This window comes from Saliphagus infecundisoli (assembly GCF_020177375.1).
Taxonomy (GTDB): domain Archaea; phylum Halobacteriota; class Halobacteria; order Halobacteriales; family Natrialbaceae; genus Saliphagus; species Saliphagus infecundisoli.
In genome coordinates, this window is record NZ_JAIWHV010000051.1 from 1 (window position 1) to 10,140 (window position 10,140).

13 protein-coding genes and 2 pseudogenes are annotated in these 10,140 nt (G+C 56.2%); 3 read left to right on the top strand and 12 right to left on the bottom strand.

Annotated features, from left to right (window positions below; all coding sequences use genetic code 11):
• Positions 1-210 precede the first annotated feature (210 nt).
• From LCF40_RS22220 to LCF40_RS22235, 4 genes and pseudogenes are all read right to left on the bottom strand, one after another.
• A complete protein-coding gene (locus LCF40_RS22220; protein WP_224830320.1) occupies positions 211-561 on the bottom strand; it encodes a hypothetical protein in 351 nt (116 codons plus the stop codon).
• The gene (locus tag LCF40_RS22225; RefSeq protein ID WP_224830321.1) at positions 561-734 is read right to left on the bottom strand and encodes a hypothetical protein; all 174 of its coding nucleotides are present in this window, start codon (positions 732-734) and stop codon (positions 561-563) included. The genes LCF40_RS22220 and LCF40_RS22225 overlap by 1 nt, the downstream gene beginning before the upstream one ends.
• A gap of 357 nt (positions 735-1,091) precedes the next feature.
• Positions 1,092-1,481, bottom strand: coding sequence for a hypothetical protein (locus tag LCF40_RS22230; protein ID WP_224830322.1), 390 nt, complete (start codon positions 1,479-1,481; stop codon positions 1,092-1,094).
• Positions 1,482-2,102: 621 nt separating this feature from the next.
• Positions 2,103-2,280 (bottom strand): annotated as a pseudogene (locus LCF40_RS22235) (helix-turn-helix transcriptional regulator); the annotation flags it as partial.
• A gap of 299 nt (positions 2,281-2,579) precedes the next feature.
• Between LCF40_RS22235 and LCF40_RS22240 the strand changes: the two are divergent.
• Complete coding sequence (locus LCF40_RS22240; RefSeq protein ID WP_224830323.1) at positions 2,580-3,641, top strand: hypothetical protein; 1,062 nt, start codon at positions 2,580-2,582, stop codon at positions 3,639-3,641.
• 217 nt (positions 3,642-3,858) lie between these two features.
• Here the strand turns inward: LCF40_RS22240 and LCF40_RS22245 are convergent, their stop codons facing one another.
• From LCF40_RS22245 to LCF40_RS22265, 5 genes are all read right to left on the bottom strand, one after another.
• Positions 3,859-4,302 carry a hypothetical protein gene (locus LCF40_RS22245; RefSeq protein WP_224830324.1) on the bottom strand — a complete coding sequence of 148 codons (444 nt, stop codon included), beginning with the start codon at positions 4,300-4,302 and terminating at the stop codon, positions 3,859-3,861.
• A 91-nt stretch (positions 4,303-4,393) separates the two neighbouring features.
• The gene (locus LCF40_RS22250; RefSeq protein WP_224830325.1) at positions 4,394-5,224 is read right to left on the bottom strand and encodes a deazapurine DNA modification protein DpdA family protein; all 831 of its coding nucleotides are present in this window, start codon (positions 5,222-5,224) and stop codon (positions 4,394-4,396) included.
• 91 nt (positions 5,225-5,315) lie between these two features.
• Positions 5,316-5,735, bottom strand: a complete 420-nt coding sequence (locus LCF40_RS22255; RefSeq protein ID WP_224830326.1) for a DUF8025 family protein — start codon at positions 5,733-5,735, stop codon at positions 5,316-5,318.
• Between the two features lie 664 nt (positions 5,736-6,399).
• The gene (locus LCF40_RS22260; protein WP_224830327.1) at positions 6,400-6,705 is read right to left on the bottom strand and encodes a hypothetical protein; all 306 of its coding nucleotides are present in this window, start codon (positions 6,703-6,705) and stop codon (positions 6,400-6,402) included.
• 63 nt (positions 6,706-6,768) lie between these two features.
• A complete protein-coding gene (locus tag LCF40_RS22265; protein WP_224830328.1) occupies positions 6,769-7,008 on the bottom strand; it encodes a DUF8129 domain-containing protein in 240 nt (79 codons plus the stop codon).
• 215 nt (positions 7,009-7,223) lie between these two features.
• Between LCF40_RS22265 and LCF40_RS22270 the strand changes: the two genes are divergently transcribed.
• Together LCF40_RS22270 and LCF40_RS22275 are read left to right on the top strand one after the other, a co-directional pair.
• Positions 7,224-7,499, top strand: a complete 276-nt coding sequence (locus LCF40_RS22270; RefSeq protein ID WP_224830329.1) for a PadR family transcriptional regulator — start codon at positions 7,224-7,226, stop codon at positions 7,497-7,499.
• Between the two features lie 134 nt (positions 7,500-7,633).
• Positions 7,634-8,047, top strand: a complete 414-nt coding sequence (locus LCF40_RS22275) for a TRAM domain-containing protein (protein WP_224830330.1) — start codon at positions 7,634-7,636, stop codon at positions 8,045-8,047.
• A 44-nt stretch (positions 8,048-8,091) separates the two neighbouring features.
• Here LCF40_RS22275 and LCF40_RS22280 read toward each other — a convergent pair whose 3' ends face one another.
• The 3 genes and pseudogenes from LCF40_RS22280 to LCF40_RS22290 form a co-directional block, all read right to left on the bottom strand.
• Positions 8,092-8,652, bottom strand: coding sequence for a TATA-box-binding protein (locus tag LCF40_RS22280; protein ID WP_224830331.1), 561 nt, complete (start codon positions 8,650-8,652; stop codon positions 8,092-8,094).
• Between the two features lie 90 nt (positions 8,653-8,742).
• Positions 8,743-9,927 carry a hypothetical protein gene (locus tag LCF40_RS22285; protein WP_224830332.1) on the bottom strand — a complete coding sequence of 395 codons (1,185 nt, stop codon included), beginning with the start codon at positions 9,925-9,927 and terminating at the stop codon, positions 8,743-8,745.
• A gap of 93 nt (positions 9,928-10,020) precedes the next feature.
• Positions 10,021-10,140 (bottom strand): annotated as a pseudogene (locus tag LCF40_RS22290) (IS630 family transposase); the annotation flags it as partial.

Below are 10,140 nucleotides of genomic sequence, written 5' to 3' on the forward strand. Positions count from 1 at the left end.
CACTGATCTTGAGTGGGAAGTTGATAGGGCGATCGCCTCGGTCGGCGATCGCCCAGAGTTACTTCGAGCGTTCGTCAGATGGGCGGGCTTCGAATTGGACGAGTCTCTTTGGCAGTGAAAAGACCGAACGTGTGGGGTAACTCTGAGGGATCCAGTTCGACTCTCTCAGCACTCAGGAGAGTGACCAACACACCAAGCTGTGTCGATCGGTTAGTGGGCGGCCCAGCCGAAGAAGAGCCAGACGTCGCCGTGCTTGCCCTCGAGTCCGTGCTGTTCGCGATACCGTGTGGCGGCTTTCGTTCCAGAACAGTTGATCGCCCCGGCGGGACCACGCTTGCACTGAATTCGCTGGTCCTCTTCGTCGATCAGTTCGCTAGCGACGATCCGTTTCTGACGGCCCTTGTGCTCGCTCTCGGGGATCACGGTGAAGGTGGTCTTCTCGGCGATCGTCCCTGTGTACCCGTTGTGACCGTGCCTGTGTTTCGAGTCCTCGACGGCACCGGTGAACGCTTCGTCGGCGGTTGCGCCGAACGCGAGCGTCTTGAAGGTGACCGTGCCCATCAGTGATCCTCCTTCTGTTCGATCCGGGCCTCGTAGTGGCGATCCGGATCTGCAGGTGGTTCGGGCTCATCAGGTTCGCAGTCCTCGGGATGGACGCCCGGTGGGAGATTGTCGAACATCAGTGCTCCCCTCCGCTTGCTGGTCTGTGCTGCCGTTGCTGGTCGATCTGCCATCTGTGAAACCCTCCAGCGCTCTCTGAGGGTCGACCGACACCACCAGCGGCACGTGCTGTCCAGGTAGATTTCCCAGCGAGCACTCCCCCACTTCCATTATCCACTTGATTTCACGGCAGTCGTCCCCGAATCAGCTGTTACGTACAGGCGAAGAATGTATCACGGCGGATTAAAACCCATCCGTTACCTGATGGAAACCGCGCACGAGATACAGAGGCTATCTGCATCACGACGTTCGGATCGGAGGGTGGCAGAGGTCGCCTATCAGTGTGATATGCATCAACTCAGACGAAATTCGTACCGTGAGCAATCCAGCAAGGGTCCTGCCTTTGAGGGTAAGTTCGTGGAGTGCCCTAATCAATCCTCAGCAGTCGTGAACTCCTCGATCGTGATTGCTGCTTCGAAGTCTGCTGGTTGTTGCGTTCCGATGAACATCCGAGTCCCATCGGTCAATACGAGTTCGATGCCGCGACTGCCTCGTAGCCGGTACACCGTATTCCCACTGAGAGATCGACGCAATCCCCAGTGCCACCCGCCGTAGGTCGTTGACGAGTAGGTCGCAACACGGACGTCATCGATCTCACGGAACGATATATAACGGAACGACCGCTGAAACGGACCAAGACGGATAGCAACACCGTCGTGTCGCACCTCGATCACGAGCTGAAGCACCCAGAACCGGTCGATCGTCTCTCGATAGACAGGTGGCTGCTCCCGCTCCTGTTCTACTCCGGTATCCGACATCATGCGGCTAATATCAACTCACTCTCAGTAAAGATTCTCTCCGGCAATATCGCCACTGCACCATGGTATCACTGGCTTTAACGGGATTTCAGGTTTTACAGGGATGTGCTGGTATCGAGACTGGCTGTCAGTTGGTGCTGGGTCTGAATCCCTGTGTGGAACCGCTGGACGATCTCGGACTGGTGCTTCGGACACGCCATCGGGATGATCGCCCCATCCTGCACCTGTACCAAGGGATGCGACGAATTGTACGGGGCGAGACGGCAACTGGGACACGACACTCCGCCAGCCGGTCGATGAGACAGGAGATCGGCTGTGTCTTCGGACGTTAATCCACAGACTGAAGAGAACTGCTCGAGGTGTTCGTCGCAGCTGAGGACGGGGATCGTAAGCTGATCTAGGAGGAGAAACGACATGTCTTGCTGACCGCCAGACTGGACGGCAGACCGGCATGCATCACATCCGATGGCCGACGCTGACTGTTGGACATCTGAAGATGGCATCATGTATCCGCGGGTCGCCACACAAGTAAGTCATGGGGTGCTACCTTTCCCCCACCGCCACGCTGTCCCTCAATCACCGGCGGTTCTCCGGCAGTCGACCAACTAGAACAGCACTCAACGGTTACTCAGAGAAGAGGTCGTCCACGTACTGTTGTTCCCAGTCACGCCGGGCCTCGATCTCACGGATACCTCGCCGCGTAGACGAGTAGGCGTTTGTACGGCGGTCGGCCTGCCCCCTTCTCAACAAGCCCTTTGTCGACAAGTGTGTCCAGGTTTGGGTAGAGGCGGCCGTGATGGATCTAGAGGATGTCATACAACGGTTCTCATACCCGCGTTCTTCGCTTCCTCTATTCGCTCACTACAGCTGCGTACTGACCGCTGAATTTTCTACCAGTTACAATAGATGTTCTTGCCGCCGTGCAAGATACAGGGCGCGAATCTTGTGCGAGGCAACGCAGATAGTTATCCCAAGCTCAAGACGCGCTATAAGATGTCATTCTCATCCGGGGCACGGTAGTGGCTGAACCTGTTATACACTAGCAGAGAGTTATCGTGACGTACCGCAAATACATTGACGGATGAGTGTAATTGCTATAGTATGCCAGAGGGTTCTGATTCTATACTACAAGATTACGTTAAATCTACAACTCTACTAGGGGGGATTCTTTGTCTTTCAGCACTAATTATTGGTGTTTTGATAATAATTGGGGCCGTGATTTTAAATATTTTTCAGAAGACTATCCCCGGCAATCCTAATACAGAACTTATTGGGATATTTATCAATGGAATACTAACCCTCGGATTGTTGTCTCTTTACCTCCGATCTGCAAAGACACAGGAAAGTCAGGAAGAGTCCCTTTCTGAACAGGCAAAAGCGCTGAATTCTCAAGCTGAGACCTTAGCCGATCATACAAGAGAATTGTCAACCCAAATAGAAATATTGGCCGAACAGCGTGATCTTGCCAAATACAGCCAACAATCAATCGTATCAATAGGTGACTTCACTTTTATCCCCTTAACAGAGAGTCAGGAGCGACGTGGGTTTCAAGAAAATGTCTATCTGTACTATTCTGAGTTTGTCGAGTTGGAGGTATTAAATTATGGGGAAGCACCAGCCCATAATTTCTATGTTGAATTATATATACTTGCTGACGATGAAGAATGCCAATTCCTCTCCCCCTTGTTCGGAGAGAGTTGGGAAGATACCTCGGACATGCTGTATTCTGAAAAGGCCGATCCAGTTCTATTGAACAATAAAGGTGCGGGGATCTTTTCTAGTCAGGAAAAGCAGACTATGTCCACAACGCTATTCTCACCAATTGAAGATGTTCCTTCAAGTTGGCTTTCGACCAATGAATGGGGAGGAGTCTACAACTTCTTAGGGCCCTCGGGTGTTCTGGAACATATCTCGGATAATATTGATGGCAAGGTGATTATTGGAACCTCTCTGTGGTTTGAAGACGGGACAGGAATGAGGGGACCAGAGCATCTCAGATGGGCACAGGTCTCAACTGAGGATTTAATCGGGAGGAATGATTATCGAAATGGTGACCATGATATTGAAGAAGATAGATTGAATTTAAACCGAATATTACATGATATAGGTGCACAAGTCGATGAGGGTGATATGCCCGACTTACAACATCCGGCTGAACGGTGATTGAATGAGATACAATGTTGTCTAAGTTAGTCGAAAGAGACGGGAGGGTAGAATCTATCTGGTATTTTCTGTAGCGGTGCGGTGCTGAACTCACCCTCTACCTCTTGCACACCGTTTATGTCAGAAGTTGATGCTATCTATCCATTGATGGTGTGATGAACTTGCAAAACGAGCCTTGAAGCTCCACTAAGGCCGAATCGGCGTAGACCGCTGTCTCTCACCAGTCAGTGAGCGAGCGTTGCTCGTCAGAACCGCCGGTCTCCGCTTCGTCTTGCCCGCTTTTGATGTTCCCAGCGTTGTCGCTTACCGTGGTGGTGTCCCCCTCCGCATCTGTCTCTGGGTCAGCGGTCGCTTTGGGGTAGTGGGGATCGTTGGGAAGCAGTTCGCGCGCTCGCTTGAACGCGGCGGCTCCGGTTTCGAACGACTCCCTACCGACAACTTCCGTGGGGAGCTCGATACTAGCCGTCTCGTCTCCAGTCGAGACTGCGCGAAACATTTTGAGCATCTTCCACACCCCGTTATCGATATGTATTTCCAGGAGGGGATACTCGGGGCCGGGTCTGGCTATGTCCGTCCTCGCTTCGCCTTTCCAGACGATGAACGGTGCGTCTTCGGTCCGGAACTCGTCGGGGGCGTCTCTCAGTGTGATTCGATTCGTCACTCGACAACTGGCTTCTTGCATGCCCTGTACCCTTTCGGGGGCCTAACAACACACTCGCTGTCGCGTACCGTTCGGTTTCGCCTTCGGTTGGCTACTCGTCGATCGCTGCTGCGCCCAATGTTTGCTGGGTGGGATCGACCGTTGGTAGGGCGTCCTCGTCCTCCTGAGTTGTTCGCAGGATCTTCTCTTTGTAGTCGAGATATTCGCGAGCGACTGCTTGCCAGTGGGGCAGCGGCGACAGATCAACCCAGTAGTCGTAGGCAGTGGAGTCGGCGCTCCAGAGTCGATTCCTAACCTGCTCGTCTCGCAGCGCCTCAAGCTTCACTCCGAACGCATGCAGTTTCGTCCTGGGGGGTGTGGCTTGATCGACCGCGCGGATGACGTCGCGGATCTCGTCGGTCGCGTTCCGCCGGCAGACCGATCCGATTCCCACGTGTTCGGTGAGACAGCCCTCGCGTTCGAGCAGTTCGACATGATGGACGTACTCTTCGGGTTCCCATCCCTGGACGACAGTCACGGGCTCGGCGTCAATTCCTCGCTCGTCGGCGCGAACGAGGACCTCCGCAGCTGCTTCGACCGTGAGTCGCTGATGGGTTTCGACGCTGCGTTCGTACTCGTCGAGGATGGCGGGTTCGCACGGGAAATCCCTGTACTGCAAAGAGGTCGGCATCGACCTCTTCGACGTAATCAAGTACGGGTCGGCTCGCTCGTGGGTTCCTTCAGCGAGCATCAGGCTGTACCCCCCGGAGTCGATGAACAGCGTCTCGATTCCGTCCCACGGCCGGTTGTTCTTCGTCTGGTACGAGAGCATGACGTTCGATTCACCGAGCGTGCGAAGCGCTTTCTGGGCGGAGCCGCCTGCTGCACCGAAAAAGAACGTCAATTCATCGCCTGTACTGGCAGTTGTGGTCTGAACGGACATGTTCTGACTCCTCCACTCCCTCGCCGGGAGGGAACCAACGCCACCGGATAGTGGCGTCTTCGAAGCGAAGCTGAGTACGACCAACGCGACGCTAGGGAGAATCCACGCGTTCGACGGTGATCGTGAGATCACCTGTGGTGAAATCACAGTCGAACTCGACAGTGAACGCATCGGAGTCGTAGGCAGCAGCGTACGCACGGTGGCGTGCAAGCGATCCGGTTGCTTTGAAGTGGTAGAATATGGCGACCGTGTACGGTTTACAGCAGGTTTCGATCTGGGATTCGACCGACGCCGCAAACGGGACGTACGGAGCGTTTCGGCCCTCGCCCACGTCTGCGGCGAACGCCCGTGCGTCTTCGAGAGTCGCGATCGAACGGTCGGGCGTCTCGCCGGTCCGGACGTCTACTGGCGTTGGTGTTTCGGACGTGAAAAGCACGTTTTCGAACGTTCGCGTGCCGAGAACGTCCTCGGCTCCGAGTTCGCAGTCGGCAAATGGGTCTATCGAGGGCATTTCAGTAGGGATAATACGTGGGTTGTGCGTCCCCGTTCGCGACGGCACTTTCGGGCACCCCGTCAGCCCGCTGCTCGAGGTCGATCAATCGGTAGACCGCAGTCCCGGCCCACTGACAGTGGTCTGCTGGGCAGCGGGTGGGTGCGTGTGCGCCGTTTTCTGCATCGGGTCGAACCCTGGTCAATTCGAGTTTCGTGTTGCACTCTGGACAACGATCGTCGATTTCTGTGTACTGGTGGCCCGTGCTGAGGCTGATGTCCTCAGCGGTGAGCTCGCGACTCAGCGCAGCGAGATCGGTTGGGGAAGCACCGTCAGGAAGAGTGCTCTCGTCAATCGTGAGTACAAGCCGCACCTGGTTGTTGGACTGTACTGGCGTTTCGTCTGGTTGATCTGCCATTTGTGGAACCTTCCATCCCTCTGTGAGGTGGATCAACACCACCACGCGGTTGGTTACGAACTCGTGGTGGTCTGACCTGGACGGTACAAGCACCGCTCGCACTCGAGATACGAGTCGTCCTCGCCGTTGAATCGACCTGCTAACACTGCCGCCTCACAGCGGGGGCACGGATCGCCGTGGGCGTATCCGTCGCCGGTCGATGGATCCGGGCTCGCTGCAGCCAGCGCGAGAACGCGTGTTTTCGCGTTTGCCCGTAGGGATTGGTGGTCAGTCATTGAAGAGGAATTGCTCACTGGCGTCCTCGCCCGTCAGCGTCTGTTGATCGTCAGCCGTATCCGCGAACAATGACGCCTGATCGGTGTCGTCGGCCTCCGACTGGCGCACTTCGACGCGGTCGTCGATACCGAACTGGCTGGCAGCGGGCCGATCGAGGTGCGTCTCTTGATCGCGGTGACTGACGTCGGCACCGAAATCCTCGAGGGAGGTCTCGACGCTTTCTCCGGTTAGTTCGAGCTCACCATCGTCGGTGAACGCGGCTTGGTGCTGGATCGAGATCTCAGGACGATCGGACATCTGTGAAATCCTCCATCCCTCTCGGGGGACGAACAACACCACTCGCGTTGGAGTGTCGCCCAGTCACGACTCGTCTTCTTCGCGCAGTTCTTCGGCACGCCGGGCAAGCATCTCGAGGATTGGAACACGCTGCTCGTGCTGGTTTTCGTAGGCGACACACTCCTGGAGCGTCTCGAGATCGTGGATGGTGGCGATACACGCGTCCAAGAGGCGTGGATTCGCTGTCCCAAGCCGTTGTTTTGGTGTCAGTCCTGACCGGCTGTTCTCCTCTCGGCTCGGAGTTCGATCAGCGTCGTCGCCCATAATTGGTCTCACTTCACCCCTCCCGGGGTAACGAACAACTTCAGGGAACGGTATACTCTGTCTGCTCCCGTTTTGCAGATCTATTGTTCCCATTTCGGTAGTCGTGAATGACTGACGCTCTAATGGGCCGAGGAACTGATTCTTCGCTTCCGAGCAGTACTGTATGGACAGAATAACAAACAGTTTCTCTATTGAACTACTACTATGGTTGACCAATGAACGATCTCACAGGCTTTCAACGGGATTTGTTGTACGTTATCTCCGGGTTCGATCGTCCCTCGGGTCAGGCTATCAAAGAGGAGTTAGAGACCTACTACGAGAGCGAGAGCAATCACGGGCGGCTGTATCCAAACCTCGACACGGTCGTCAACAAGGATCTCGTCGAGAAGGGTGAACTCGACCGACGGACGAACTACTACGCGATCACCGAGGTTGGAGAAGACCAACTCCACGAACGGCGTGAGTGGGAAGATCAATACGTCGATCTCTAATGTCGTGCGTTTCCCGATCCAATCCCTCCATTTCCACCCACGGGAGGACCAGCTCTCGGGCAGTTACTCGATCAGTCGTGTGACCAGTAGACTCAAGAGCGTCGTTGCACACTCTGGGCGTACAGAGCATTCACATGGAGATTTCTGAGAACTTACTCTGTCTGTTCAGTGCGGAGGTCGACAGCCGAGACGATTCATATCGAATTGAGGTCCCTGCTCATGAACTCACAGTCGGTGATGTCGAAGCGGGCAACGTATATCGAGTCGCCCTGCTCGAATCCGGCGAGTCATCACCGCGAGAGACCGCGGAGCAGTCAGCAAAACGGGATGAGCAGGGACCGCCAATCACCGAGGGCGATCGACGAACCGTGGATATCGAAGACATCGGGAAACAGGGCGACGGTATTGCCCGCGTTGAGCGGGGGTACGTGATCATCGTCCCCGAGACCGAAATCGGTGATCGGGTCACGATCGAAATCAGAAACGTCCAGGAGAACCTTGCGTTCGGAGAAGTCATCGAACACGTCGAGCCGACCCTTCACGAGTGAACGCACTCGAGCATTCACTGGCGTGACCCGACAGGATGCACGTGTTAGTCGAGAAGCCCGAGATCGCTCAGTCGCGTCTGAACGGCTCTGATCGCGTCCTCAGCGTCGCTCGGCTGAGTCCCAGCGGTGATGATGAGTTTGCCACTCCCGAACAACAAGATGACGACGTCTAGTTCATCGGACCGATAGACCAGCCCTGGGAACTGTTCGGGTTCGTACTCAACGGCTTCCAACCCGAGTCCGATCGCGATCGCGTTGAGATTGAGCCGCGTTCCGAGATCGCCGCTGGTCACGATATTCTGGATAGTCACCGCTGGATCGTCGGGAACCTCGAGTCCGAGTCTCCGGAGTTTGCCGAACGTCAGCTCGACTGCCTCAGTCAGGTTCTCGGTGGAGGACGCGCCTGTACAGACGACCTTCCCCGATCGAAAGATGAGTGAGGCTGCTTTCGGATCAGTTGTTCGCGACACCAATCCCGGGAACTGGTCCGGATTGTACGATACTCCATCGAGATCGTCGGCGAGTGATTCGAGATCGAGTTCCTGTTCGAGGGCCGTCGACCCGACGACGTTTTCGACCGACAACGTCTCTATCAGATCTCCCATCTCTTACGTTATGACTGTCGTAGATTGATATATGATTCTACTGCTCGCTGCCCTATTCAGACTTTCCTCGTAGCCACTCTCTCTGAGAGGTCACTCCATCGCGGTCTGGAATCGCTCACGGAGCGCTTCCTCGCGGCTTTCGAACTGTTCGACGCCGGCCTGGAGGCCCGCCGTCGCTTGTTCGATCCGGGCCAAGCCGCACTCGCCCTCAAGTGCTTGCTGGTCACCGCCGCTCGCACTCTGTTGGGCTTCGTAGGTGCGTTCGACCTGGTTGATCGTTCCGTGGGGGTTGAACAAGATGTCGTTTGCTGTTCGCACGTACGCGTCGAGAGAGCCGCCCTCGCGGCCACGGAAGAAATGTGTGAGCGCGTAGGTCGCTCCCGAGTGCAGCGTCCACAGGTTAACGAGGAACGGATCGTCAGCGTTCGCGAGCGCGTCATCTGCGGCCCGTTCGGCAAGATACTCGGGGAACTCTAGGAGGGTGTAGAACTCCTCGACCGTGAACGGCAGCTCCGTGAAGTCGAGGTCGATCTCTTGAGCGTCCTCGATGAACCGCACGAGGTCGTCTGCAACCAGTTCGAGCTGGGTAAGAATCTGCTCCCACCAGTCCTCGAAGTCGCGAACGTCGCCGACGTGTTTGACGATCTGCTTGTCGGTGAGCGAGCGCATCGAGTTCGAGCACGCACCGTCCTGGGCGAAGCCTTCGACGTAGACGGCGTGGCCGCCGAAGAAGTCGTAGCCGGAAGTGACGCCCATCGTGATCGGCTCTCGATCGTCACCGGGAAGGGTCGCTTCGAGGCCGTCGAACATGATGTCCATGTGGACTTCGCCGCCGGCTCGATACTGACGGATCTCGCCGAATACGATATCCCCGAACGGCACTCCGTCGAGCTCTGCGTCTCGAAGGAGCGTTTCGAGAGGGCTGTAGACCGTCTGTGGGTTGAGGACCGTATAGGAGTCAGTGGGCACGTGGAACAGGGGATCGACCTGTTCTTGGTCCGACCCAGGCCTGGCGCCGCCATCTGTACGTGCGTGGTTACGGAGTCGTGATGGTTCGACGATGGCGTTGAACCGATCGGTTTCGACCCACTGTCCAGTGACAGGATTCTTGTACCCGACCTCGGTGTCGACCGCGCGTGGAAGGTCACGGATCGCTTCGGCGAACGACGGTAGGGTATCGCCGACGTCGTGGCTGCTTGCGTACCAGTTGGGAAGCTGTGCGTCTGACCGGCCATCGAGACCAGCGAAGATCGTACTCGTGTCTGGTTGATTCATTGGAGTCACCTCGGACGTTGATTCGTCACTCGCCAACTGCTCTCGCTCGCCCTGCACCCCTCTCGGGGGCAAAACAACACATCTAGTACAGGTTCAATCGTGATTTGTTGGATATAGCTGCCGGAGTTTGATGCGTGCATCTTCGGTCGTGAACTGCCAGTCGATAGCGGAGTCATCCTCGTTTCGGATGCGTTCCCACGCAGCAACCTCCGC

Bases quoted from the DNA above. Each gene is read 5' to 3' on its own strand.
- LCF40_RS22225 (WP_224830321.1), bottom strand. From the start codon at position 734: ATGGCAGATCGACCAGCAACGGCAGCACAGACCAGCAAGCGGAGGGGA.
- LCF40_RS22265 (WP_224830328.1), bottom strand. From the start codon at position 7,008: ATGGGCGACGACGCTGATCGAACTCCGAGCCGAGAGGAGAACAGCCGG.
- LCF40_RS22230 (WP_224830322.1), bottom strand. From the start codon at position 1,481: ATGATGTCGGATACCGGAGTAGAACAGGAGCGGGAGCAGCCACCTGTC.
- LCF40_RS22220 (WP_224830320.1), bottom strand. From the start codon at position 561: ATGGGCACGGTCACCTTCAAGACGCTCGCGTTCGGCGCAACCGCCGAC.
- LCF40_RS22255 (WP_224830326.1), bottom strand. From the start codon at position 5,735: ATGCCCTCGATAGACCCATTTGCCGACTGCGAACTCGGAGCCGAGGAC.
- LCF40_RS22285 (WP_224830332.1), bottom strand. From the start codon at position 9,927: ATGAATCAACCAGACACGAGTACGATCTTCGCTGGTCTCGATGGCCGG.
- LCF40_RS22270 (WP_224830329.1), top strand. From the start codon at position 7,224: ATGAACGATCTCACAGGCTTTCAACGGGATTTGTTGTACGTTATCTCC.
- LCF40_RS22260 (WP_224830327.1), bottom strand. From the start codon at position 6,705: ATGTCCGATCGTCCTGAGATCTCGATCCAGCACCAAGCCGCGTTCACC.
- LCF40_RS22280 (WP_224830331.1), bottom strand. From the start codon at position 8,652: ATGGGAGATCTGATAGAGACGTTGTCGGTCGAAAACGTCGTCGGGTCG.
- LCF40_RS22275 (WP_224830330.1), top strand. From the start codon at position 7,634: ATGGAGATTTCTGAGAACTTACTCTGTCTGTTCAGTGCGGAGGTCGAC.
- LCF40_RS22250 (WP_224830325.1), bottom strand. From the start codon at position 5,224: ATGTCCGTTCAGACCACAACTGCCAGTACAGGCGATGAATTGACGTTC.
- LCF40_RS22240 (WP_224830323.1), top strand. From the start codon at position 2,580: ATGCCAGAGGGTTCTGATTCTATACTACAAGATTACGTTAAATCTACA.